Source organism: Paenibacillus sp. Aloe-11 (assembly GCF_000245715.1).
Classification (GTDB): Bacteria; Bacillota; Bacilli; order Paenibacillales; family Paenibacillaceae; genus Paenibacillus; species Paenibacillus kribbensis.
Map to the genome: position 1 here is coordinate 86,585 of NZ_JH601082.1, position 391 is coordinate 86,975.

A 391-nucleotide genomic window follows, 5' to 3' on the forward strand; every position below is an offset into this window, starting at 1 on the left:
GGCTGCCCCTGCAGATTCGTCTCGATCATCACCGGTCGGCCGATTACGCGAACTTCGCCCTGACCTGCCGCTGCTTGCACGAGGCCATTCTGCTTGGCCCGTTCCGCTATCGTCTGGATCGCCGCTTCACCCTTTACCGGGCTGAGCGTAAACTGACCGTTCCCGTCCATCGAAGCGAGCGTTGATGGAGACAGAATCAGACTCGCATAGTTAGTGTATACTTCCAGACCGGTCCCCGCATCCGCCAGCGTCTTCGCCGTATCCTTTGGCAGGGCAAATTCAAGCTCGGTGACTTCATCCTTTGGATCAGGCATCACCAGCCGGACGCTGGAACGTCCCTCGGCCTTCACGCTGCTCAACACCTCCCGTACCTGAGCAGCTCCATAGCTGA

The 391-nt window shown here is 59.1% G+C and carries 1 protein-coding gene; it reads right to left on the bottom strand.

Annotated elements, in window-relative coordinates:
- Positions 1 to 350, bottom strand: a 350-nt coding sequence (locus WG8_RS26095) for a hypothetical protein (protein ID WP_198286476.1), incomplete at its 3' end; no start/stop codon positions are given.
- Positions 351 to 391 lie beyond the last annotated feature (41 nt).